This is a genomic window from Variovorax rhizosphaerae (assembly GCF_037889975.1).
Classification (GTDB): domain Bacteria; phylum Pseudomonadota; class Gammaproteobacteria; order Burkholderiales; family Burkholderiaceae_C; genus Variovorax; species Variovorax rhizosphaerae.
The window spans coordinates 317,737-339,508 of sequence record NZ_JBBKZT010000004.1 but is presented as its reverse complement, the minus strand read 5'-3'; the positions used below and the strand labels follow the sequence as shown (position 1 = coordinate 339,508).

Below are 21,772 nucleotides of genomic sequence, written 5' to 3'. Positions count from 1 at the left end.
TTCATTCACCGCGCTTGTTGAACTTGGGGTCGAGCGTGTCACGCAAGCCATCGCCCATCACGTTGACCGACAGCACCGTGAGCGCCAGGAAGATGCCTGGGAACAGCACGTTGTGCGGGAACTGGTTGAACTGCGCACGGCCCTCGGCCATGATGTTTCCCCAGGTCGCCATCTCGGCCGGCAGGCCGACGCCGAGAAAGGACAGGATGGCCTCGACCAGGATCGCCGTGGCGCAGACATACGTGCCCTGGATGATCATCGGCGCGATCGCGTTCGGCATGATGTGCTTGAGCAGGATCTTCCAGGTCGGCGTGTCGAGCGCGATGGCCGCTTCCACATACGGCTCCTCGCGCACGCTCAGCACCACCGCGCGCACCAGTCGCGCCATGCGCGGAATCTCGGGCACCGCAATCGCAAAGATCACGATCGGCAGCGTGCCGCCGAACAGCGCCACCAGGCTCACGGCAAAGAGGATGCCGGGGATGGCCATCACGCCGTCCATGAGCCGCATGACGATTCCGTCCAGCCTGCGGAAATAGCCGGCCAACAGGCCGACCGTAAGGCCGAACACCAGCGTGAACAGCGCCACCGCAATGCCCACGGTGATCGACACGCGCGCTCCGTACAGCGTGCGGCTCCAGATGTCCCGACCGAGGCTGTCGGTGCCCATCACGAACAGGTGCTCGAAGGTGTTGCCGTCCAGGCTGTTGAACTCGCCACGGGTGCCGGGCAGCAGGTTGGCGCTGCCGGGATCGATCGCGCCGGGGTCGATCGTTCCCAGCAGCGGCGCAGCCATGCCCGTGATGATGAGCACCATCAATACGCAGCCGCCGATGCGTACCGACCAGTTGTCGAGCACGCGCTTCCACAGGGGGCGGCGCTTCTTGGGAGGCGTCGCCGCCTCGACGGGCAGCGGCGCCTCGTCCAACACCGATGTCATGTCGGTCATGTCTTTGATTTCCTCGACCTGCGGTCAGTAGCGGATGCGCGGATCGAACACCAGGTAGCTGATGTCGACGAGCAGGTTGACGGCGACGTAGATCACCGAGAAGAAAAGCGTGATGCCCTGGATCAACGGGAAGTCGCGTGACAGCACCGCGTCGACCGTCAGTTGCCCCAGCCCCGGAATGGCGAACACCGACTCGGTCACCACCACGCCGCCGATCAGCAGCGCGATGCCGATGCCGATCACCGTGACGATCGGCACCGCCGCATTCGCCAGCCCGTGCTTGATGAGCACGCGCGCCTCGGAGATGCCCTTGGCCCGGGCCGTGCGCACGTAGTCCTCGGTCATGGCCTCGGCCACCGCGGCGCGCGTCACGCGGGCAATCAGCGCCACGTAGATGATCGACAGTGTGATCGCCGGCAGGATCAGGTTGCGCAGCCACGGCCCGATGCCCTCCCCGATCCGGTTGTAGCCCTGCACCGGCAGCCATTGCAGCTTCAACGCGAAGATCCAGATCAGCACGTAGCCGATCACGAAGGCCGGTATCGAGAAACCCAGCGCCGAGAACCCCATCAGCCCGCGATCGAGCCAGCCCCCGTGTCGCCACGCAGCGATCACCCCCAGCGGCACCGCAATCAGGATGGTGAGCACCAGCGTGACGCCGGCCAGCGAGACCGTGGGTTCGATGCGCTGGCCGATGAGTTCGGTCACCGGCTTCTTCATGAAGAAGGACTCACCCAGGTTCCCCTGCACGACCTTGAATCCCCAGCGCGCGAATTGCGTGGGCAGTGCGTCGTTGAGGCCCAGGCTCTCGCGCACCTTCTGCAGGTTTTCGGTCGTGGCGTTGTCGCCGACGATGTTGGCCGCCGGATCGCCCGGCGCCAGCCGCGTCATGAGAAACACGATGAGGGCCACGATGACCAGCACCGGGATCGTGGCGACGATGCGCCGCAGGAGAAAGCTGAGCATGGCGCGGCAATCAGTTCTTCTTCAGGCCCCAGAACACGCCGACCGGCGACGGCACCAAGCCGGTCACGACGTCCTTGCGCAGCGCAGAAAGCAAGGTCCATTCGCCGACCGGCGCATACACCGCCGCATCGAGCACGCGCTCCTGGATCGCGGTGGCGAGCGGCTTGCGCTGCTCCTCGGTCGTCGCGGCCAGGAATTCGCCCTTGAGCTTTTCGAGCGGCTCGTCGGTGGTCCAGCCGAACCAGCCTTTCTCACCATTGCCGGTCATTGGCGCGAAGAACATCGGGTTCATGTTGTCGGCGACGCTCCAGGCCGTGATGAAGGCGTTCCAGCCGCCCTCTGCCGCCGGCTTCTTGACGGCGCGACGCGACACCAGCGTCGGCCAGTCCATGGAGACCATGTCGACGTTGAAGCCGGCCTGCTTCAGCAATGCAGCCATCACCGGCGGCAGCTTGTTGAGCGAGGTGAAGTTGGACGGATACATCAGCACGATCGGCTCGTTCTTGTAGCCGGCTTCCTTCAGCAGCGCCTTGGCCTTCTCGAACTGCGGCTTGCCGGTGAAGTAGGAAGTCTTGTCCGACCAGTAGGTGGAGCCCAGCGGGTAGATCGACGGGTTGGGCTTGTAGAGGTCCTTGCTGATCATCTGCGCACGCAGCAAGGCCTCCTGGTTCACCGCCAGGAACGCGGCCTGCGCGATCTTCACGTTGTTGAACGGCGGCACCAGGCGGTTCAGATGCAAGGCGAACGAGACGGACGGCACCTGCTTGGCGAGTTCGATCTTCGGGTTGTCCTTGAGCGTGGCGTACTGGTCCGGTGGCGAGATCTCGAGCATGTCGACCTCGCCATTGGTGAGCGCGTTGACCTGCGTCTGCGCGTCGTTCAGCACGATCCACTCCAGCCGGTCGACATAGACGACCTTGCCGCCCGCCGTGCCCGAGGCAGGTTCCTTGCGCGGCACGTACTTGGTGTTCTTGGTGTAGACGACCTTCTCGCCGGGACGGTATTCGTCGGTCTTGAAGATGTACGGGCCGGAGCCGACCGTGCTGCTGATCTGCTGGTCCGCCGGCGTCTCGGCCACGGCCTTGGGCATGATGAACGGCGGGTTCGCCGAGGGCTTGGCCAGCGCTTCGATGACCATGCCGAAGGGCTCCTTGAAGGTCATCACGAAGGTCTTGTCGTTCTTCGCGTCCATGCTGCCCATGGCGGTCATCATCTTCTGGCCCAGCGCGTCACGCTGCGCCCAGCGTTTGATCGACTGGATCACGTCGGCCGAGGTCACGGGCTTGCCGTCATGGAAAGCCAGGCCGTCGCGCAGCGTGAAAGTCCAGGTCTTGCCGTCGGCGCTGCTGTTGTAGTCACCGACCATCTGCGGGCTGACCTTGCCCTTGATGTCGACACCGAACAGCGTGTCGTACACGTTGTAGCCGTGGTTGCGCGTGACGAAGGCGGTGGTCCAGATCGGGTCGAGGATCTTCAGGTCGGACTGCGGCACCATCCGCAGGACCTTGGGTGCGTCCTGCGCCAGCGAAACGCCGGCTGCGGTCGACATCAGGCCGCCGACCAGAAGGGTGAGGAGGGACTTCTTCAATGACATGACTGGCAGTTCCTAAAGTGAAAAGTAGGTAGCGAATACTCGACAAGAACAATCAACGGGAAACCTTGCGTGGCAATACTTCGTCGAATCCGGATTCGACCTGGACGGCGAGTTTGGCCAGGCAGGCCTCGAAGACCTCGACTTCTTCACTACTGAGCACGGACAGCAGCGACTTCTCCATCTTTCGGCCGAGACGGTCGCAATGCTTGACGATCTCGCGACCCTGGTCCGTCAGGTGCAACTGCACCCAGCGCGCGTCTTCGGTGCCGATCTGGCGCACCAGCAAGTCGCGCCGTGCCAGTGAGGTCACCAACTTGGAGACGAGCGTCTTCTCGAGCCGCGCCATGCTGGACACCTCGCCTTGCGTGATGCCCGGCCGGCGATGGGCCAGACGCAACACGCGAAGCTCGCGCAGGCTTACATCGCAGGCTTTTTCATAGATGGCGGTGGCCAACTGCTTGGCCTGGTCGTTGACCACGTCCATCCTGAACGTAAGAAAATCAATGGGGGGGCGTGACATCCATCTCTCCAGTAATCTCCGACACCAACAGTTGCTTCATGCAACTATTGCCCGACATTAGCAGCATCCATGCCAACTGGCGACCCCCGGATTTACCCGATGGCACGCATGGCCGATGGATGCTTGCTGTCCAAAAAAGGGACGCGGTCATCGCGATTTCAGAGGAAGCGTTCGCGGGCGGAATCGATGTCGATCTCGACCCTGGCGGTGAGCGCGCCAGGCACTGCTCGAACGATTCGCGCTCTGCGTCGCTCAGGACGGACAGCATCGATTTCTCCAGCTTCCGGCCCACGCGGGCGGCGCGCTGCACCAGGGCGTGCCCGTGCTCTGTCAGGAACAGATGGCCCGAGCGTGCGTCCTGCGTGCCGGTTTCGCGCACCATCAGGCCGCGCTCGATGAGCGCCTTGACGATCCTGGAAACGGCTGGTTTCTCGAGTTGGGCGGGGTCCGCCACTTCGCCCTGGGTGATGCCAGGCTGATGAGCCACCAGGCGCAGCACGCGCAGTTCACGCAGGCTGACACCGCACGATTGCTCGTAGATGCCCGATGCGAGCGCCTTCGCCTTGCAGTTGAACACGTCCAATCGGTACGTGAGGAAGTCAATGGCGGCATGCGACATTCCGGCTCTCCCTGGTTGCAATCGGAAACAGCTGCGGATTGCAACCCTCCCCCGAGGGCACATTAGCAGCATCTGCGGCCAGGCGTCATCCGCGATTGCACCGATATTCCGCGCCGGCCGTTCGGTTCACGCTGAGGGGTTTCATGGAAGGAGCCAGCCGGCGGCACCAAGACGGGGAATGCGGACCCGTTCGTGGGCGGCCGTGGAAGCAATGGGCCGTCGGGCGCCCCGTCGAGGGGCTGGGGGCAGCGGCGGGCCCACCTGCGGGGGGTCGCTGGCAACTGGACGCCATGCGCCAGCGCCGCCTGGGACGGTCCGCCAGCGGCCGCCGACTTGGGCAGCCGCCAAGTCACCGGTGAGCCTCGACGACGCCGCGTGGGTCTCGATGCTGCGCAGGATGCCCATGATGCGGCGGACTCGCGCGCCGCATGAAGCCTCGCGCGCGTTGCGGCTAGCGGACCGAGGTGACGACCCCGCGCCCGGCGAAATGCCCCTCGGCATTGGCCAGGAAGCGCAGGAACGAAGCCTCGGTCGCCTCCGGCGACCAGCCGGCCAGGTGCGGCGTGAGGATGAGGTTGTCGAAGCCGATGAGTTGCTCCGGGCGCTTGGGCTCGCTCTCGTAGACGTCGAGCCCGGCACCGGCGATGCGCTGGTCGCGCAGGGCCGCGGCCAGTGCATCGGTGTCGACCACGCTGCCGCGTCCGATATTGACCAGAAATCCTTGCGGCCCCAGCGCGTCGAGCACCTCGGCGTTGACGATGTGCCTGGTCGCCGGACCGCCGGGCGCGGCGCACACCAGCACGTCGGCCCATTCCGCCAGCGCCTTCAGGCTGCCGAAGTAGGGGTGCGGCGATTCGGCCTTCGGCGTGCGGTTGTGATAGCCGACCGGCATGTCGAAACCGGCTGCGCGCCGGGCGATCTTCTGGCCGATGGTGCCCATGCCGAGGATGCCCAGGCGCTTGCCGGAGACATTGGGCGGCTGCGGGATCGCGAGTCGCCACACGCCCTCGCGGCACTTCTGGTCGAGCATGCGGAAGTTCCGCACCGCCGCAATCACGAGGCCGAAGGCATGGTCGGCCACGCAGTCGTCGTTGGTGCCCTGCCCGTTCGCGACCACGATGCCGCGCGCGCGGGCGGCGTCCAGGTCGACCAGTTCGAAGCCGGCGCCCATGCAGCAGATCAGTTCCAGCTTGGGCATGGCCTCGATCTCGGCCGCAGTGACGCCGAGCACGCCGATGGTCAGCAGCACGCGGAATTCCGCCCCGTGCGCCGCAATGGCGGCCGATCGATCCGAGGCGGTGGGCGCGTAGCGCATGTCATACCGCTCGGCGAGGCGGGCCTGGTGTTCGCTGGAGAGCGTGGTCGCAACCAGCAGTGGAATCTTGTCGGACATTCGGTGATCAGCTCCTGGGGAAACTAGAGGACAGGTGTGGCTTCGACTTGCTGCATGGCCCACATCCGGGCATAGCGGCCATCCTGTGCGAGCAGGCCGGCATGGGTGCCGCGCTCGACGATGACGCCGCCTTCGAGCACCAGGATTTCATGCGCATCGACCACCGTCGAAAGCCGGTGCGCGATGACCAGCGTGGTCTTGTTCTGCGCAGCGCTCTGCAACTCGGCCTGGATGGCGCGTTCGTTGGCGGAATCGAGCGCCGAGGTGGCTTCGTCGAAGATGAGGATGGGCGGGTTCTTCAGCAACGTGCGGGCGATGGCGACACGCTGCTTCTCGCCACCCGACAGCTTGAGCCCGCGCTCGCCGACCGGCGTGGCATAGCCCTTGGGCGTGGCGGCGATGAAGTCGTGGATGCGCGCGGCCTTGGCAGCCGCCACGACCTCGTCATGCGTGGCACCCGGCCGGCCGTAGGCGATGTTGTATTCGACCGTGTCGTTGAACAGCACGGTGTCCTGCGGGACGATGCCGATGGCCTGGCGCACACTGGCTTGGGTGACCGTGCGGATGTCTTGCCCGCCGATGGTGATGCGGCCAGCGCCGACGGCGGGCTGATCCAGGCCGGCGGACGCACCCGTGGCAGGCAAGGCGCCACGCGAAGCGGACGACTGGGAAAGCGCGATGCCGACCGCGGGTCCGTCGGGGGACTCGGACCCGCGCGGAGCGGGCGATGGCGGGGGCGCAATGCCGACATCGTAGAAGCGGTACATGAGACGCGCCAGCGTGGACTTGCCGGAGCCCGACGGCCCGACCACAGCCACCGTCTTGCCTGCAGGGATCTCGAAGCTCACGTGCTTCAGGATGGGGCGCGCGGGCTCATAGGCGAAGCTGACGTCTTCGAAGCGGACTGTCGCGTCGGGGGCGGCACCCTCACCCGGGCCCTCTCCCGCTGGCGGGAGAGGGAGTAGTCGGAGCGGCTTTGCGTCGGGTGCGTCGCGCACTTCGCGGTCCTTTTCCATGAGCACGAACATCTTGTCGAGATCGGTCAGGCTCTGCTTGATCTCGCGGTAGATCACACCCAGGAAGTTCAGCGGGATGTAGAGCTGGATCATGAAGGCGTTGACCATGACGAGGTCGCCCAGCGTCATGCGCCCTTCGACCACGCCCGAAGTCGCGCGCCACAGCATCAGCACCAGACTCACCGCGATCAGCATCTGCTGGCCGGTGTTGAGCATGCTCAGCGTGCGCTGGCTCTTGATGGCGGCCTTGCGGTAGCGGTCCAGGCTCGCGTCATAGCGATGCGCCTCGAACTCCTCGTTGTTGAAGTACTTGACCGTCTCGTAGTTGAGCAGCGAATCGACTGCGCGGCTCTGCGCCACCGAGTCGAGCTCGTTCATGGTCTTGCGGAACTGCGTGCGCCATTCGGTCACCGTCACGGTGAAGCCGATGTAGAGCACCAGCGCCACACCCGTGATCCAGACGAACAGCGAATCGAACTTCACGCCGAGGATGGTCAGCACCAGCGTCAACTCGATGATCGTCGGCACGATGCTGTAGAGCGACATCGAGATCAGCGAATGCACACCGCGTGTACCGCGCTCGATGTCGCGCGTCATGCCGCCGGTCTGGCGCTCCAGGTGGAAGCGCAGGCTCAGCGAATGCAGGTGCCGGAACACCTCCAGCGAGATGCTGCGCGCCGCGCCTTCCGTGGCCTTGGCGAAGACCAGTTCGCGCAGTTCACCAAACAGCGAGGTCGAGAAGCGCAGCAACCCATAGGCGACGAGCAAGGCGATCGGCACCACCAGCAGCGCCTGCGCCATGTCGGGCTTGGGCGTCATGGTGTCGACCAGGTTCTTCAGCAGCACCGGCACACCGACGTTGGCAACCTTGGCGCCCACCATGAAGGAAAGCGCCGCGAGCACTCGCCACTTGTACTGCCACAGGTAGGGAAACAGGCGGCGCAGCGTCGCCCAATCGGAGCGATCGCTGCGCGCCGGTGCGTGGGAACCGGCGTGCGATGGGTGAGATAGTGTTTCGCCGCTTCGGCGCATGGAAGACAATCGTGGCTGTTGTTTTCACCAGATTGTGCCCATGTCCCATTCTCCAAGCGCCAACGCAGCCACCACCCTCAAAAGCCTGCCGACCGACATGGACCTGGTGCTCAAGGTCATCCCGATGCCGGCCGATTGCAACGCCAACGGCGACATCTTTGGCGGCTGGGTCATGGCCCAGTGCGACCTGGCCGGCTCGGTGATCCCGGCGCGCTTTGCCAAGGGCCGCATGGCGACCGTGGCCGTCAACGAGTTCATCTTCAAGCAACCGGTGCGGCTGGGCGACATTCTGTCCTTCTACTCGAAGCTGGTGAAGATCGGGCGCACCTCCGTCACCGTGACGGTCGAGGTATTCGCCGAGCGCTTCCGCACGCAGGGCGAATACATCAAGGTGACGCAGGCGACGTTCACCTACGTCGCCATCGACGAGAACGGCCGACCACGGCCGATCGAGCAGGGCTGACTGCGCGCGGGATGGCGCGGAGCGAGCGCCTCGTGCGTCGCACAAACCCTCGCATCACGGGGATTGATTCAGCGTTGCCTCAGGGCTGGAAACCGGAGTTCTTCACCACCGGCGCCCACTGCGCCTTGTACGCCGCCAGCATCGCCACGGTCTGCGCACTGCTGCTCGCCACGGGCACCATCTCGGCCGACTTGAAACGGGCCTGCAAGGCCGGGTCGGCCATCGATTGCTGGATCGCTGTGGCGATCGTGCGCTGGCGCGCGGCTGGCATCGAGGCCGCGGCATAGACCACGTTCCAGCCCGAGGCCGAGAGGTCGAGCCCGGCCTCCTTGAAGGTCGGCACATCCGGCAGCGTCGGCGCGCGGCGCACGCCGGACACAGCCAGGATCTTGATCTTGCCGGTCTTGGCCAGCGGCTCCAGCGCATCGAGCGAATCGAAGGCGATGGGCACGTGGCCGCCCATCAGGTCGTTCATCAGCGGCGCCGAACCCTTGTAGCCGACGACCGGCATCTTGATGCCCATCTTGTCGCCGAGCATCAGGCCGAAGAAGTGCGGCAAGCTGCCGGTCGCGGGCACGCCGGCCGCGACCTTGTCCTGATTGGCCTGCATCCAGGCGCGCAGGTGGCCGAACTCGCGCACCGGCACGGCCGGGCCGACCGCCACGCCGAAGTCGTAGCTCGTGATCTGTGAGAGCGCGACATAGTCCTTGTCCGGGTCGTAGCCGTTGTCCTTGAACACCAGCGGCGCGACCAGCATGGTGGCCGGGTTGGCCAGCAGGACCAGGTTCTGGCCGGTGGTGTCCTTGTAGACCTGCTGCGCGGCCAGCCGCCCGCCAGCGCCGACGCGGTTCTCGACGATCACGGTGACGCCCAACTTCGGCGCGATGGCATCGGCCAGCAGGCGCGCGGCGCGGTCGGAGGTGCCGCCGGCCGGGTAAGGCACGACGATCTTGAGGGTGCCGCCTTCGAGTGTGGGCGTTTGCGCATGGGCGATGCTGCCGAGCATGGCAAGCACCGTGGCAGCGGCCAGGGCCTGTCGTCTGTCGAGGGTCATGGGGTCGTCTCCCGGAGTTGTTGTGCCACGGACTCTAAACCGCGCGGCACCCGCTGTCTGGACCGACGAGTCAGCGCGCTCGCCCGCAGCCCCCGTTCAAGCCAACCGGGTTGCGAAGCGACACAAGCGCCGCTGATGTACCGCCACCCGACTGGCTCAGACCTTGGAGAAGTCCGGCTTGCGCTTTTCCATGAAGGCCGAGAAGGCTTCCTTCGCCGCCGGCGCGCGCATCGCCTGCGCGAAGCTCATGCTCTCCACGCCGATGCGCTCCAGCACGGCGGGCTGCTGGCCCATCTTGAGCAGGCGCTTGGTCTCGACCAACGCCGACAGCGGCTTGGCGGCCAGCTTGCGCGCCTGCGCCTGTGCGATGCCGTTGGCTTCGGTCGGCGGCACGACGCGGTTCACCAGCCCCACTTCGAGCGCGGCCTCGGCCATGAAGGGCTCGCCCAGCAGCAATGCTTCGGCAGCGCGGTGGTAGCCGAACATCTGCGGCGCCAGCAGGCTCGACGCGGCCTCGGGCACCAGGCCGAGGTTGACGAAGGGCATCGAGAAGGCCGCGTTGTCGCCCGCCACCACGATGTCGCAATGAAACAGCAGCGTGGTGCCGACACCAACGGCCGGGCCGCAGACGCTGGCAACGATCGGCTTCGGGAAGGAGGCGATGGCACGCAGGAAGCGGATCGCCGGCGACTCGCCGTCGGTCGTTGCCACCGGCTTGGCGGACTGGGCCATGAAATCGCCGATGTCGTTGCCGGCGCTGAAGATGGTCGCGTCACCCTGGATCAGCACGGTGCGCACGGCGGCGTCACCGCTGGCCTGGTCGAGTGCGTCGGACAGCGCGTTGTACATCGCACCGGTGATCGAGTTCTTGCGATCGAGGCGATTGAAGGTCAGGGTCATCACACCGGATTCGGTGTGGACGAGGATGTCGCTCATGGTGAGTCCGTTTCAATTCAAGGTAGTTAAGTGCCCCTGGGTGCGTGAAGAAATCCTAGCGAGCGGCTCGACGTCGGGAGGAGGACCGGAGCCGTACCCCGGTACGGTGAGGACCGCAGTCGCAAGATCGAACCGCGCAACAGATTCATTCACGCGCCCAGAAATTCTCTGACGAAATCGAGCCGGTCCTGGCCCCAGAACATGTCGTTGCCAACGAACATCGTCGGCGCGCCGAACACGCCGCGCTCGACGGCCTCCTGGGTGGTGGCCTTGAGTTGGTCCTTGGTCGCTTGCGCGTTGGCCAGCGCGAGCACGGCGGCGGGGTCGAAGCCGGCAGTCTGCAGTACGCCACCGACGACGGCCGGGTCGTTCATGTTCTTGCCGTCGACCCAGATGGCGGTGTAGATCGCCTTGACGAAATCCGCGAAGCGCTCAGGCTGCTGCGCCTGGATGCCGGTGGCGGCGCGCATCAACAGCAGCGTGTTGATCGGGAAGTGCGGGTTGTGGTTGTAGGCGACGCCGTAGCGCTTGGCATAACGCTGCAGGTCGGCCGTCATGTAAGGGCCCTTGGGCTTGATCTCGACCGGCGAATGGTTGCCCGTGGCCTGGAACACGCCGCCGAGCAGCATCGGCTTCCAGGTGATCGTGGCGCCCGTGTCGGCCGCGATGTGCGGCAGTTGCGTGGCGGCCAGGTAGGCGGCGGGGCTGCCGAAGTCGAAATAGAAATCCACTGTCTTGGTCATGTCGTCCTCCGTTGATTTGGTGTTCAGAACTTCTCGGACCAGGGGCGCAGGTCGAGTTCGTGCGTCCACGCGTCGCGCGGCTGCGCGTGCAGCATCCAGTACATGTCGGCGATGTGGTCGGGGTTCAGGATGCCGTCCTCCGACTTCAACGCATAGCGCTCGGGAAAGTTGCTGCGGATGAACTCGGTGTCGATGGCGCCGTCGACCACGACGTGCGCGACGTGGATGCCCTGCGGGCCGAGTTCTCTCGCCATCGCCTGGGCCAATGCGCGCAGGGCCATCTTCGCGCCGGAGAAGGCGCCGAAGTTGGCGGCGCCGCGCAGCGATGCAGTGGCACCGGTGAAGATGATCGTGCCGCGTTGCGCGCCTTCTGGCACATTGCGCGCGACCATCTTCTTCGCGACTTCACGGCCGTTGAGGAAGCCGGAGAAGCAGGCCATCTCCCACACCTTGAAGTACTTGCGCGCCGTCTCGTTCAGGATGCTCTCGGGCACATTGGCGCCGATGTTGAAGACCATCACCTCGATCGGGCCGATGGTCGACTCGATGTCTTCCACGAGCTTGACCACCTCCTCTTCCTTGCGCGCGTCGCAAGCAAATGCGCGCGCCGTGCCGCCATCGGCCTCGATCTGCGCGACCAGCGGCTGCAGCTTGTCGAGGCTGCGTCGCGTGACGCAGGCGACATAACCTTCGCGGGCGAAGCGGCGGGCGATGGCGCCGCCGGTGGCGTCACCGGCGCCGACGATGAGTGCGGTCTTGGTCATGCGACGAGTGCCTCTCCGCGGCGAGGATTCGAGGTGCCGAATGTGGGGGCCACGCTCGAGCGCCGCGCCGGGCCGCCCCAAGCAAGCGAGCGCCCCCTCGGGGGGCAGAGAGGACACGAAGTGCCGAACGTGGGGGCCATATTCACTCCTTGAAGTAGACGATCTGGTTGCTCGTGGCCAGCAATTCTCCGGCCTCGCTCCACAACTGCGCGGCCTGGTCGAAGAAGCCATTGTGGAACCGTTGCCCAGTGGCACGGCCCAGCAGGTAGCCCGTGCCCACCTCGGCCAGTTCGGCCTTGCCCGCGTGGAAATAGGTCGTGATCGACACCGTGCCGGCCGGCACATGCTTGGCGCGACGCAACCAGACGCGCGGGTAGAACATGTCGCTCATCGACGCGAGCGAAGCGAAGTCCAGCGCACGCGGCTCGGCGTCGCGCAGCCAGATGCGGGTTTCGCTGTGGTCGCCGCTGCCGTCCCACTTGGTGGGGACATGCCCGCTGATGGGTCGCATGTCGTAATGGTTCAGCCAGGCCACGCCTGAGGGCCCGATGCCCATGCGCGCGACCTCGGCCGGCGGCGGCACCTGGGGCACCGGGATGTCGCTGGCACGCCAGGTCTCGCGGCGCGCGGCCGTGACCACGGTCGCCGTGGTGTTGACCTGCTGCTCGCCGTTGGCATCGGCCTGCGTGATGTGGATGGTCCAGTGCTGCGTGGAGCGATTGGTGCGCACCGGGGTGGCCTGCACCTCGAACGCGCCCCTTTCGATGGCCGACGCGTAGTTGACCGTGATCGCGATCGGCGCACCCAGCAACTCCGGATGCAAGAGCACCGACTGCAGCACGATCGCCGCCGTGGTACCGCCGAACGGCCCCACCATGTTCCAGTAGTCCGGGCTGGTCGTGCCGGCGAAGTGGCCCCTCTGCGTGCCCGGCGTGAGCGCGAGGGCCTTGTCGAAATTGTGGGTGGCGGTCATTTCGTCAGTTTGCATGGGTTGGCTTTGGAAGACGGTCATGGAGGTGACGCCGAGCACGCTGCTTCGGCGTCAAAAAAGGGCGCTCGCGGCGCCCTTTTTCAAACTCACACTCTCTCGAAGATGCCGGCGGCACCTTGGCCCATCCCTACGCACATGGTCACCATGCCGTACTTCAGGTTCTTGCGGCGCAGTGCGTGCACCACGGTGGCCGAACGGATCGCACCGGTCGCGCCGAGCGGGTGTCCCAAGGCGATCGCGCCGCCCATCGGGTTCACCTTGCTCGGGTCCAGCCCCAGCGTGTTCATCACGGCAAGCGACTGCGCCGCGAAGGCTTCGTTCAGCTCGAACCAGTCGATGTCCTCGTGCTTCAGCCCCGCATAACGCAGCGCCGCCGGGATCGCCTCGATCGGGCCGATGCCCATGATGTGCGGCGGCACGCCCTTGCTGGCGAAGCTCACGAAGCGTGCGAGCGGCGTCAGGCCGTATTGCTTGATCGCCTTCTCGCTCGCGATGATCAGCGCGCCGGCGCCGTCGGACGTTTGCGAGCTGTTGCCCGCCGTCACCGTGCCGCGTGCCGCAAACACCGTGCGCAGCTTGGCCAGGCCTTCGATGGTCGTGTCGGGGCGCGCGCCTTCGTCGAGGCTGACGATGCGCTTCTTCGCGATCGATTCGCCGGTGGCGAGGTCAGGCGTGCGGTCGGTCACCTCGATCGGCGTGATCTCGTCGGCGAATTCGCCGGCGGCTTGCGCGGCCAATGCCTTCTGGTGCGAGGCCAGCGCGAACGCGTCCTGCGCCTCGCGGCTCACCTTCCACTGCTGCGCCACCTTCTCGGCGGTCAGGCCCATGCCGTAGGCGATGCCCACGTCGCCTTCGCGCTCGAAGATCGAGGGCGACAGCGAGGGCGAGTTGCCCATCATTGGCACCATGCTCATGCTTTCCACGCCGGCCGCGATCATCACGTCGGCTTCGCCCACGCGGATGCGGTCCGCCGCCATCTGCACGGCCGAGAGGCCGGACGCACAGAAGCGGTTCACGGTGATGCCGCCGACGCTGGTCGGCAGGCCGGCCAGCACCGCGCCGATGCGCGCGACGTTGAGGCCCTGCTGCGACTCAGGAATCGCGCAACCGCAGATGATGTCTTCGATGGCCTTCGGGTCGAGGTTGGGCACGGCCGCCAACGCTGCCTTCAGCGTGGTCGCCAGCAGGTCGTCGGGGCGGTAGTTGCGGAAGTAACCGCGATGCGACTTGCCGATCGGCGTGCGCGTGGCGGAGACGATGTAGGCGTCTTGAACTTGCTTGCTCATTGAATCTGTCCTTAGTTGCGCACGGGCTTGCCGGTGCGGACCATCCCCATGATTCGCTCTTGCGTCTTGGGGTGCACGATGAGCGAGCAGAACGCCTTGCGTTCCAGCGCCATCAGGTATTCGTCGGTCACCAGCGAGCCGGCGTCGACGTCACCGCCGGTCACCACGTTGGCGATCAGGCTGGCGATGTGGAAGTCGTGGGCGCTGATGAAGCCGCCGTCACGCATGTTGACCAGCGAACCCTTGATCGTTGCGGCGCCGCTGCGGCCGGCCACGCGGAAGCTGCGGCGCAGCGGGGCGCGGTAGCCGGCGTCGGCCATGGCCTTGACCTGCTGTTGCGCCACGTAGAGCAGTTCGTCCTTGTTCGGCACGATCACGTCGCTGTCGAGCAGGTAGCCGAGCTTCTTCGAATCGAGTGCACCGGTGCCGACCTTGGCCATCGCCGCGGCGGTGAAGCCCTCGGTGAGGAAGGGCAGCAGGTCGGTGCCGGTCGATGCCGAAGCGTTCTCGGCCGCGCGACGTGCGATGTAGGTCAGGCCGCCCGCGCCGGGAATCAGGCCAACGCCGACTTCGACCAGGCCGATGTAGCTTTCCATCGCGGCGACGCGCTTCGACGAGTAGACGGCGAGCTCGCAGCCACCGCCCAGCGCCAGGCCGCGAATGGCCGACACCACGGGCACGCTGCTGTAACGGATCTTCAGCATGGTTTGCTGCAGCGCCTCTTCCGCGCCTTCGACCGCGCCGATGCCGGCGACCACGAAGGCCGGCAGCATCGCCTGCAGGTCGGCGCCGACGGAGAACATTTCGTCCGGCGACCAGATCACCAGGCCCTTGTATTCCGCTTCGGCCAGATCGACCGCTGCGGCGAGCGATTCAGCCACGTCAGGGCTGATCGCATGCATCTTCGAATGGATGCTGGCGATGAGCACTTCGCCATCGAGCGTCCAGACGCGCACGTCACCTTCGTCGCTGATGGTCGTGCCGGCCTTGTTCGCGTCGGGCGCATTGGCACCGAGCACGCTTTCCGGGAACAACTGGCGCTCATGCACCGGTAGCTTGCGCTGCGCCACGAACTTGTTGGCCGAAGCGCTCCACGAACCTTCAGGCGTGTGCACGCCACCGGCTTCCGCGACCGGGCCTTCGAACACCCACTTCGGCAGCGGCGCCGTCGTCAGCGCCTTGCCGGCATCGATGTCTTCCTGGATCCACTTGGCCACTTGCGTCCAGCCGGCCTCTTGCCACAGCTCGAACGGACCTTGCTTCATGCCGAAGCCCCAGCGCATCGCGAAGTCGATGTCGCGCGCGCTCTCGGCGATGGTCGCGAGATGAATCGCCGCGTAGTGGAAGCTGTCGCGCAGGATGGCCCAGAGGAACTGGCCTTGCGGGCCTTCGCTCTCGCGCAGCAACCGGAGGCGCTCGCCAGCCGGCTTCTTCAGCATGCGGCCATAGACCTCGTCAGCCTTGTCGCCTGAAGGCACATAGTCGCCCTTGGCCAGGTCGAAGCGCAGGATGTCGCGGCCGACCTTCTTGAAGAAGCCGCCCTTGGTCTTCTGCCCCAGCTTGCCCAGTTCCAGCAGCTTGGCCAGCACCGGCGGCGTCGCGAAGTTCGGATAGAACGGATCGCTCTTCTCGTCCAGGTTGTCCTGCAGCGTCTTGACCACATGGGCCAGCGTGTCCAGGCCCACCACGTCCGCCGTGCGGAAAGTGCCCGAGCTCGCGCGGCCCAGCTTCTTGCCGGTCAGGTCGTCGACCACATCCGGCGTCAGGCCGAACTTCTCGACTTCCTTCAGCGTCGCCAGCATGCCGGCGATGCCAACGCGATTGGCGATGAAGTTGGGCGTGTCATGCGCGCGCACCACGCCCTTGCCGAGCGTGCTCGTCACGAAGGCTTCGAGCTGGTCCAGCACTTCAGGCTGCGTGGTCGGCGTGTTGATCAGCTCGACCAGGAACATGTAGCGCGGCGGGTTGAAGAAGTGAATGCCGCAGAAGCGCGGCTTCAATGCTTCAGGCAGCGCTTCGCTGAGCTTGGTGATCGACAGGCCCGAGGTGTTCGAGGCCAGGATCGCGTGCTTCGACACATGCGGCGCGATCTTCTTGTACAGATCGAGCTTCCAGTCCATGCGCTCGGCGATCGCCTCGATCACCAGGTCGCATTCGCCGAGCTTGTCGAGGTTGTCGTCGTAGTTGGCGACTTCGATCAGCGATGCATCGGCCACATCGCCGAGCGGCGCGGGCTTGAGCTTCTTGAGGTTGTCGATGGCGCGCGTGACGATGCCGTTCTTCGGGCCTTCCTTGGCCGCGAGATCGAACAGCACCACCGGCACTCGGACGTTGACCAGATGCGCAGCAATCTGCGCGCCCATCACGCCGGCGCCGAGCACGGCGACTTTCTTCACTTGAAATCGGGACATTGAATTTCCGTCTGATGTTTCTTACTGCACGCGGACCCAGGTCTGGGTTCTGCCGATGCCGAGCACCGAGCCGCGCACTTCCAGCTTCTTGCCGCCCTCGATCGGGGTCAGGCGAAGCGTGTAGTTCTTGCCGTTTTCGGGGTCGAGGATCTTGCCGTCTTCCCAGACGTCCTTGCCCTCGACCTTCTTGGCGCCACGGATGATCTCAAGGCCGACCATGGGCTTGCCCTTGCGGTCGTCGCTGCACTCGTCGCACACCGCATCCTGCTTGGCGTCCTTGCGCAGCAGCTTCTCGATGCGGCCGTTCACCACGCCACCGGATTCGGTGATGCGGATCTGCGACTTGACCTCGTTGGTCTTGTCATCGATGGTCTGCCAGGCGCCCACCGGCGTCATCTGCGCGAAGGCGGACGTGGCGGTGGCTGCGAAAAGGATGGCTGTCAGTGCAAGCTTTTTCATGGTCGTCCCCTCGTTATTGAAATCCGTGGATCAGGCAAGCGCCGCGTCGGTGTCCATCAACACCTTGCTGCCGGTGCGCGCGTTGCGCATCAGCGTGGCGGTCTCGGTGAACAGCTTGGCGAAGTAGAAGCGTGCGGTCTGCAGCTTGCCGACGTAGAACGGGTCGGTGTTGCCGGCCGCGATCTCGCGCAGCGCCACTTGCGCCATGCGGGCGAACAGGTAGCCGAACACGAGGTGGCCGGCCACGCGCAGGTAGTCCACCGCGGCAGCGCCCACTTCGTCGGGGTTCTGGAAGCCCTTGAAGCCCACTTCGGTCGTCAGCTTGGTCAGTTGTTCACCGAGCACGGCGATGGGCGTGATGAACTCGCTCATCTTCTCGTTGACGCCTTCTTCCGCGACCAGCGCGCCGATCAGCTTGCCGAACTTCTTCAGCGACGCGCCGTTGTTCGACAGCACCTTGCGGCCCAGCAGGTCCAGCGACTGCACGGTGTTCGTGCCTTCGTAGATCATGTTGATGCGGTTGTCGCGCACGTACTGCTCCATGCCCCATTCCTTGATGAAGCCGTGGCCGCCGTAGACCTGCATGCAGGCGTTGGTCGCGATGTGGCCGTTGTCGGTGATGAAGGCCTTGACGATCGGCGTCAGCAGCGCGACGAGTTCGCCGGAGTCCTTGCGCACCTTCTCGTCGGGGTGGTGGTGTTCCTTGTCGAGCAGCAGCGTGCAGAAGACCTGCAGCGCGCGGCCACCTTCGGCGTAGGCCTTGGCGGTCATCAGCATCTTGCGGACATCGGGGTGCACGATGATCGGATCGGCATCCTTGTCCTTGGCCTTCACGCCGGAGAGCGAACGCATCTGGATGCGGTCCTTGGCATAGGCCAGCGCGTTCTGGTAGGCCACTTCGGTCAGGCCGAGCGATTGGTTGCCCACGCCCAGGCGGGCGGCGTTCATCATCACGAACATCGCGGCCAGGCCCTTGTTGGGTTCGCCGACCATGGTGCCGATGGCGCCGTCGATGGCGATCTGCGCCGTCGCATTGCCGTGGATGCCCATCTTGTGTTCGAGGCCGGCACAGAAGATCGGGTTGCGATCGCCCAGCGAACCGTCGGCCTTGACGTTGAACTTCGGCACCGCGAACAGGCTGATGCCCTTGCTGCCCTTGGGCGCGTCCGGCAGGCGCGCGAGCACCAGGTGGATGATGTTCTCGGCCATGTCGTGTTCGCCGGCCGAGATGAAGATCTTGTTGCCGGTGATCTTGTAGGTGCCGTCGGCTTGGGGCTCTGCCTTGGTGCGCAGCATGCCCAGGTCGGTGCCGCAATGCGGCTCGGTCAGGCACATGGTGCCGGTCCATTCGCCGCTGGTGAGCTTGGGCAGGTAGGTCTTCTTCTGGTCGTCCGTGCCGTGGGCTTGGAGTGCTTCGTACGCGCCGTGCGAGAGGCCGGGGTACATGGTCCAGGCCTGGTTCGCGCTGTTGAGCATCTCGTACAAGCACTGGTTCAGCACGTAGGGCAGGCCTTGGCCGCCGAACTCGGGGCTGCACGACAGCGCCGGCCAGCCGCCTTCGACGAACTGCGCATACGCCTCCTTGAAGCCCTTGGGCGCTGTGACTTCGTGCGTGGACTTGTCGAGCGTGCAACCCTCTTCGTCGCCGGAGATGTTCAGCGGGAAGGTCACTTCGGCAGCGAACTTGCCGGCTTCCTCGATGACCGCGTTGATCGTGTCGACGTCGGTATCGGCATGCTTGGGGATGGCCTTGAATTCGTCGGCGACATGGAAGACTTCATGCAGCACGAATTGCATGTCACGCAGCGGCGGGGTGTAGGAAGGCATGTGCGAAAGCTCCTGAGCAGGTTTATTGGTAAAGGAAAAGGGAATCAGCCTTGGCGCGTGGGCGACGGCTGCGTGAGGGAGAGCCGCGGTGCTGATGGGGTCGCAAAGCGGTTGATGATGTTTTCGAAGCCCTTGCGCGCTCGCTCGATGGAACCGGGTGTGTGCAGGAAGCGCGCTTCATAGTGCGACGCGAGGATCAGTCCATGGATCTCGAAGGCGATCTGGCGCTCGTCGATGTCGGGGCGGAAGTGGCCTTCGGCCGTGGCCTGTTGCACGGCACGGAACATGGCCGCCTGCCAGATGCTGACCGACTCGACCAGCGCATCGCGCACGGGCCCTGGGCGGTCGTCGAATTCGGTAGCGCCGCTGATGTAGATGCAGCCCGAATCGATCTCGACCGAGGTGCGCTTCATCCAGTTGTCGAACATGGCGCACAGCCGCGGCAGGCCGCGCGGTGCCGGCATGGCGGCGTAGAACACCTCCTGCTCGAAGCGGGCGTGGTACTCGCGGACGACCGAGATCTGCAGTTCCTCGCGCGAGCCGAAGTGGGCGAAGACGCCCGACTTGCTCATCTGCGTGAGTTCGGCCACGGCGCCGATCGACAGGCCTTCGAGACCGATCTGGGCGGCAAGGTTGAGCGCCGCATCGACGATGGCGGCCTTGGTCTGCTGGCCCTTCTGGGCGGTTCGCGAGGCTTTCGCGGACACGGCGGTGGCGGACATGGATTGTTGAATTCAATAAAACGAACGGTCGTGCTATTTTGCAGCCAAACCAATCAAGACAGAAGCGCAAAGCCCCCGTCATTTGGTGGACTATTGCGCGGGTCGGCAGGTTTCGACGACACCCCCGCGACCCGGCGGTGCGTTGCTGAAGCTGCCTCGCCCGCGATGCCCAACGTGCCGTCGTCGCGCCTGCGGCAGAAGTGCAATGACTACCGGCGTCACGCGCCGGGCCTCGGTCCGGTCGATTTCGCGAAGGCCCTGCAGTCCGGTGATGCCGGGTTCGCCCATGTGGTGCTGCAAGGCCACATCCGTGTCGAAACGTCAGGGCTTGCAACGTTTCCCTTTGGAGATCCGGACCGGCCACCCTAGAATTCGCGGCTGCAGGAGAGCGAGCGGCCAGGCCGCTCCACCGAAGGCGCAAACTCCCATGAACGCTCAGGTCGACCCCTCACCGGGTCATGTACTGCACCCATCGATATCGCCGTCTGGAGAGCCATCGGGCACACGCCCGATGCACCGAAGGAGCAACACCCCCGCGGGCGCGGCGGTCGAAACTCTCAGGTAACAAGGACAGGGGGAGCGGCTTTTGAAATCATTTCAAAGGACCTCCCATGCGCGTGATCGTGTTGGGCGCCGGCTTGCTCGGCGTCACCTCGGCCTATTACCTCCAGAAACTCGGCCATGAAGTCACCGTGGTCGACCGCCAGGCCACACCGGCGGCAGAGACCAGCTTTGCCAACGGCGGCCAGATCTCCGTCAGCCATGCCGAACCCTGGGCCAACCCGAGCGCACCGATCAAGGTGCTGCAATGGCTGGGCAAGGAAGACGCACCGCTCTTGTTCCGCATCCGCGCCGACATGCGCCAATGGATGTGGGGCCTGCAGTTCCTGCGTGAATGCACGCCGGCACGGACGAAGCACAACATCGAGCAGATCGTGCGCCTGGGCACCTACAGCCGCAGCATGCTGCAGGCGCTGCGCAGCGAAACCGGCCTTGGCTACGACCAGCGCACCCAAGGCATCCTGCACTTCTACACGACGCAGAAGGAGTTCGACGGCGCCTTGAAGCCGGCCGAGCAGATGCGCGCGCTGGGTTGCGAGCGCCTCGTCATCTCTGCCGACGAAGCGGTGAAGCTCGAACCGGCGCTGGCCCACATCCGGCCGCAACTGGCCGGCGCCACCTACACCGCCGAAGACGAATCAGGCGATGCGAACCGCTTCGCGCGTGAGCTGGTCAAGCTCTGCGAAGCGTCCGGCGTGAAATTCCTGATGAGCCACACGGTGACCGCGATCCGCGAGGCCGGCGGCAGAGTCGAGCACGTGGAGGCCACCGACATCGAAGGCCGCTTCCAGCGCCTGCAGGCCGATGCATACGTGATGGCGATGGGCTCGCTGAGCCCGATCTATGCCAAGCCGCTGGGCATTGAATTGCCGATCTACCCGGCCAAGGGCTACTCGGTCACGCTGCCTGTGAAGGACGCATCGAAGGCCTACCAGGTTTCGCTGACGGACGACGAATTCAAACTGGTGTTCTCGCGCTACACGTCAGAGGACGGCCGCGGCGACCGCATGCGGATCGCCGGCACCGCCGAACTCAACGGCTACGACCGCGACCTGAACCGCATCCGTTGCGAGGCGATCGTGCGACGCGTGGAGCAACTGTTTCCAGGTGCGGGCGACACGACCAAGGCCCAGTTCTGGACCGGCCTGCGCCCGGCCACGCCGAGCAACGTGCCGATGATCGGCAAGACCAAGCTGCCGAACTTCTTCCTCAACACAGGGCATGGAACGTTGGGCTGGACGCATGCCTGCGGTTCCGGCAAGTCGATCGCGCACATCGTGAGCGGCTTGGCGCCCGAGGTTGATTTCGCCTTTCAGCACTGAGCGCATTTGCAAGCAGGCGAATGCGGGCTTGACCGTACGCGACGGTCGCGAAGAAACGCAAAGGACGCGAAAGAACCCAGAAGAAGTTTTCTGGATTCCTTTCGCGTCCTTCGCGGAACCTTCGCGTCCTCTGCGTCAGGTTCC

At 65.2% G+C, this 21,772-nt stretch carries 20 protein-coding genes and 2 riboswitches; of the genes, 3 read left to right on the top strand and 17 right to left on the bottom strand.

Annotated elements, in window-relative coordinates:
- Position 1: 1 nt before the first annotated feature.
- From WKW82_RS10770 to WKW82_RS10740, 7 genes are all read right to left on the bottom strand, one after another.
- Entirely contained in the window at positions 2–940 is a 939-nt protein-coding gene (locus WKW82_RS10770; protein WP_422823459.1) for an ABC transporter permease, read from the bottom strand.
- A 33-nt stretch (positions 941–973) separates the two neighbouring features.
- Complete coding sequence (locus WKW82_RS10765) at positions 974–1,915, bottom strand: ABC transporter permease (RefSeq protein ID WP_340342280.1); 942 nt, start codon at positions 1,913–1,915, stop codon at positions 974–976.
- A 10-nt stretch (positions 1,916–1,925) separates the two neighbouring features.
- Positions 1,926–3,509 carry an ABC transporter substrate-binding protein gene (locus WKW82_RS10760; RefSeq protein WP_340342279.1) on the bottom strand — a complete coding sequence of 528 codons (1,584 nt, stop codon included), beginning with the start codon at positions 3,507–3,509 and terminating at the stop codon, positions 1,926–1,928.
- A gap of 52 nt (positions 3,510–3,561) precedes the next feature.
- Positions 3,562–4,029, bottom strand: a complete 468-nt coding sequence (locus WKW82_RS10755) for a MarR family winged helix-turn-helix transcriptional regulator (protein ID WP_340342278.1) — start codon at positions 4,027–4,029, stop codon at positions 3,562–3,564.
- Complete coding sequence (locus WKW82_RS10750; RefSeq protein WP_340342277.1) at positions 4,010–4,648, bottom strand: MarR family winged helix-turn-helix transcriptional regulator; 639 nt, start codon at positions 4,646–4,648, stop codon at positions 4,010–4,012. Before WKW82_RS10750 ends, WKW82_RS10755 begins: the two co-directional genes overlap by 20 nt.
- 451 nt (positions 4,649–5,099) lie before the next feature.
- On the bottom strand, positions 5,100–6,041 hold the full coding sequence (locus tag WKW82_RS10745; RefSeq protein ID WP_340342276.1) for a 2-hydroxyacid dehydrogenase: 942 nt from the start codon (positions 6,039–6,041) through the stop codon (positions 5,100–5,102).
- Positions 6,042–6,064: 23 nt separating this feature from the next.
- The gene (locus WKW82_RS10740) at positions 6,065–8,089 is read right to left on the bottom strand and encodes an ABCB family ABC transporter ATP-binding protein/permease (protein ID WP_340342275.1); all 2,025 of its coding nucleotides are present in this window, start codon (positions 8,087–8,089) and stop codon (positions 6,065–6,067) included.
- A gap of 40 nt (positions 8,090–8,129) precedes the next feature.
- On the opposite strand from WKW82_RS10740, the gene WKW82_RS10735 reads away from it, so the two are divergent.
- Entirely contained in the window at positions 8,130–8,552 is a 423-nt protein-coding gene (locus tag WKW82_RS10735) for an acyl-CoA thioesterase (RefSeq protein ID WP_340342274.1), read from the top strand.
- 79 nt (positions 8,553–8,631) lie between these two features.
- Here the strand turns inward: WKW82_RS10735 and WKW82_RS10730 are convergent, their stop codons facing one another.
- The 10 genes from WKW82_RS10730 to WKW82_RS10685 form a co-directional block, all read right to left on the bottom strand.
- On the bottom strand, positions 8,632–9,606 hold the full coding sequence (locus WKW82_RS10730; protein WP_340342273.1) for a tripartite tricarboxylate transporter substrate-binding protein: 975 nt from the start codon (positions 9,604–9,606) through the stop codon (positions 8,632–8,634).
- Positions 9,607–9,762: 156 nt separating this feature from the next.
- Positions 9,763–10,542, bottom strand: a complete 780-nt coding sequence (locus WKW82_RS10725) for an enoyl-CoA hydratase (protein ID WP_340342272.1) — start codon at positions 10,540–10,542, stop codon at positions 9,763–9,765.
- 149 nt (positions 10,543–10,691) lie between these two features.
- The gene (locus tag WKW82_RS10720) at positions 10,692–11,285 is read right to left on the bottom strand and encodes a 2-hydroxychromene-2-carboxylate isomerase (protein ID WP_340342271.1); all 594 of its coding nucleotides are present in this window, start codon (positions 11,283–11,285) and stop codon (positions 10,692–10,694) included.
- 23 nt (positions 11,286–11,308) lie between these two features.
- On the bottom strand, positions 11,309–12,049 hold the full coding sequence (locus WKW82_RS10715; protein ID WP_340342270.1) for an SDR family oxidoreductase: 741 nt from the start codon (positions 12,047–12,049) through the stop codon (positions 11,309–11,311).
- A gap of 142 nt (positions 12,050–12,191) precedes the next feature.
- The gene (locus WKW82_RS10710; RefSeq protein ID WP_340342426.1) at positions 12,192–13,022 is read right to left on the bottom strand and encodes an acyl-CoA thioesterase; all 831 of its coding nucleotides are present in this window, start codon (positions 13,020–13,022) and stop codon (positions 12,192–12,194) included.
- A gap of 104 nt (positions 13,023–13,126) precedes the next feature.
- Positions 13,127–14,326, bottom strand: a complete 1,200-nt coding sequence (locus WKW82_RS10705; protein WP_340342269.1) for an acetyl-CoA C-acyltransferase — start codon at positions 14,324–14,326, stop codon at positions 13,127–13,129.
- 11 nt (positions 14,327–14,337) lie between these two features.
- Positions 14,338–16,737: a 3-hydroxyacyl-CoA dehydrogenase/enoyl-CoA hydratase family protein gene (locus tag WKW82_RS10700; RefSeq protein WP_340342268.1), complete on the bottom strand. Its 2,400-nt coding sequence runs from the start codon at positions 16,735–16,737 to the stop codon at positions 14,338–14,340.
- A gap of 21 nt (positions 16,738–16,758) precedes the next feature.
- Positions 16,759–17,196 (bottom strand): DUF2147 domain-containing protein, encoded by a 438-nt coding sequence (locus tag WKW82_RS10695; protein WP_340342267.1) that lies wholly within the window; start codon positions 17,194–17,196, stop codon positions 16,759–16,761.
- A gap of 30 nt (positions 17,197–17,226) precedes the next feature.
- On the bottom strand, positions 17,227–19,023 hold the full coding sequence (locus WKW82_RS10690) for an acyl-CoA dehydrogenase C-terminal domain-containing protein (RefSeq protein WP_340342266.1): 1,797 nt from the start codon (positions 19,021–19,023) through the stop codon (positions 17,227–17,229).
- Between the two features lie 44 nt (positions 19,024–19,067).
- Positions 19,068–19,745 carry a TetR/AcrR family transcriptional regulator gene (locus WKW82_RS10685; RefSeq protein ID WP_340342265.1) on the bottom strand — a complete coding sequence of 226 codons (678 nt, stop codon included), beginning with the start codon at positions 19,743–19,745 and terminating at the stop codon, positions 19,068–19,070.
- 165 nt (positions 19,746–19,910) lie between these two features.
- On the opposite strand from WKW82_RS10685, the gene WKW82_RS10680 reads away from it, so the two are divergent.
- Both WKW82_RS10680 and WKW82_RS10675 read left to right on the top strand, forming a co-directional pair.
- A complete protein-coding gene (locus tag WKW82_RS10680; protein WP_340342264.1) occupies positions 19,911–20,114 on the top strand; it encodes a hypothetical protein in 204 nt (67 codons plus the stop codon).
- 2 nt (positions 20,115–20,116) lie between these two features.
- A riboswitch (glycine riboswitch) is annotated at positions 20,117–20,217 on the top strand.
- A 3-nt stretch (positions 20,218–20,220) separates the two neighbouring features.
- Positions 20,221–20,329: riboswitch (glycine riboswitch) on the top strand.
- 27 nt (positions 20,330–20,356) lie between these two features.
- A complete protein-coding gene (locus WKW82_RS10675) occupies positions 20,357–21,628 on the top strand; it encodes a D-amino acid dehydrogenase (protein ID WP_340342263.1) in 1,272 nt (423 codons plus the stop codon).
- The last annotated feature ends 144 nt before the right edge of the window (positions 21,629–21,772 follow it).

What these genes read in the sequence shown, in the direction of transcription:
- WKW82_RS10725 (WP_340342272.1), bottom strand. Translation starts at nt 10,542, where the DNA reads ATGAGCGACATCCTCGTCCACACCGAATCCGGTGTGATGACCCTGACC.
- WKW82_RS10710 (WP_340342426.1), bottom strand. Translation starts at nt 13,022, where the DNA reads ATGACCGCCACCCACAATTTCGACAAGGCCCTCGCGCTCACGCCGGGC.
- WKW82_RS10700 (WP_340342268.1), bottom strand. Translation starts at nt 16,737, where the DNA reads ATGTCCCGATTTCAAGTGAAGAAAGTCGCCGTGCTCGGCGCCGGCGTG.
- WKW82_RS10705 (WP_340342269.1), bottom strand. Translation starts at nt 14,326, where the DNA reads ATGAGCAAGCAAGTTCAAGACGCCTACATCGTCTCCGCCACGCGCACG.
- WKW82_RS10740 (WP_340342275.1), bottom strand. Translation starts at nt 8,089, where the DNA reads ATGCGCCGAAGCGGCGAAACACTATCTCACCCATCGCACGCCGGTTCC.
- WKW82_RS10745 (WP_340342276.1), bottom strand. Translation starts at nt 6,041, where the DNA reads ATGTCCGACAAGATTCCACTGCTGGTTGCGACCACGCTCTCCAGCGAA.
- WKW82_RS10715 (WP_340342270.1), bottom strand. Translation starts at nt 12,049, where the DNA reads ATGACCAAGACCGCACTCATCGTCGGCGCCGGTGACGCCACCGGCGGC.
- WKW82_RS10720 (WP_340342271.1), bottom strand. Translation starts at nt 11,285, where the DNA reads ATGACCAAGACAGTGGATTTCTATTTCGACTTCGGCAGCCCCGCCGCC.
- WKW82_RS10675 (WP_340342263.1), top strand. Translation starts at nt 20,357, where the DNA reads ATGCGCGTGATCGTGTTGGGCGCCGGCTTGCTCGGCGTCACCTCGGCC.
- WKW82_RS10690 (WP_340342266.1), bottom strand. Translation starts at nt 19,023, where the DNA reads ATGCCTTCCTACACCCCGCCGCTGCGTGACATGCAATTCGTGCTGCAT.
- WKW82_RS10685 (WP_340342265.1), bottom strand. Translation starts at nt 19,745, where the DNA reads ATGTCCGCCACCGCCGTGTCCGCGAAAGCCTCGCGAACCGCCCAGAAG.
- WKW82_RS10770 (WP_422823459.1), bottom strand. Translation starts at nt 940, where the DNA reads ATGACATCGGTGTTGGACGAGGCGCCGCTGCCCGTCGAGGCGGCGACG.
- WKW82_RS10695 (WP_340342267.1), bottom strand. Translation starts at nt 17,196, where the DNA reads ATGAAAAAGCTTGCACTGACAGCCATCCTTTTCGCAGCCACCGCCACG.
- WKW82_RS10750 (WP_340342277.1), bottom strand. Translation starts at nt 4,648, where the DNA reads ATGTCGCATGCCGCCATTGACTTCCTCACGTACCGATTGGACGTGTTC.
- WKW82_RS10730 (WP_340342273.1), bottom strand. Translation starts at nt 9,606, where the DNA reads ATGACCCTCGACAGACGACAGGCCCTGGCCGCTGCCACGGTGCTTGCC.
- WKW82_RS10735 (WP_340342274.1), top strand. Translation starts at nt 8,130, where the DNA reads ATGTCCCATTCTCCAAGCGCCAACGCAGCCACCACCCTCAAAAGCCTG.
- WKW82_RS10765 (WP_340342280.1), bottom strand. Translation starts at nt 1,915, where the DNA reads ATGCTCAGCTTTCTCCTGCGGCGCATCGTCGCCACGATCCCGGTGCTG.
- WKW82_RS10755 (WP_340342278.1), bottom strand. Translation starts at nt 4,029, where the DNA reads ATGTCACGCCCCCCCATTGATTTTCTTACGTTCAGGATGGACGTGGTC.
- WKW82_RS10680 (WP_340342264.1), top strand. Translation starts at nt 19,911, where the DNA reads ATGCCCAACGTGCCGTCGTCGCGCCTGCGGCAGAAGTGCAATGACTAC.
- WKW82_RS10760 (WP_340342279.1), bottom strand. Translation starts at nt 3,509, where the DNA reads ATGTCATTGAAGAAGTCCCTCCTCACCCTTCTGGTCGGCGGCCTGATG.